Source organism: Metapseudomonas resinovorans (genome assembly GCF_002003485.1).
GTDB lineage: Bacteria > Pseudomonadota > Gammaproteobacteria > Pseudomonadales > Pseudomonadaceae > Metapseudomonas > Metapseudomonas resinovorans_D.
On sequence record NZ_BDMA01000113.1, the window covers coordinates 1 to 334 of the forward strand.

Sequence of the window (334 nt, forward strand, 5' to 3'; positions counted from 1 at the left end):
CATCACGTGAGCCAGCAGGCCGGCGGTGGGGATGCCCTTGTCGATCACCTGGGCCGGCACGGGTGCCTGGATCAGTGTTTCGCACTGGCGACAGGCCCATTTCCCACGCACGTGCTGTTCGACGGTGAACACGCCCGGCGTGTAGTCGAGCTTTTCGCTGACGTCTTCACCGATGCGTTGCAGCTGGCAGCCGCAGGCGCACTGGGTGTTCTCCGGCTCGTGACAGATCACGGTGCGCGGAAATTGCGGTGGCAGCGGTGTGCGCCTGGGCTGTTGGCGGGGTTCGGCTGGGGCAACCGGGGGATTGACGGCTTTCAACTCCGCCTCGATGGCG

Annotated in this window: 1 protein-coding gene; it reads right to left on the reverse strand. The window is 65.9% G+C overall.

The genetic code is table 11. The annotated features are described in order from the left end of the window. On the reverse strand, window positions 1–334 hold a 334-nt coding region (locus tag MnOB_RS28440), incomplete at both ends, for an IS66 family transposase zinc-finger binding domain-containing protein (RefSeq protein WP_199824620.1).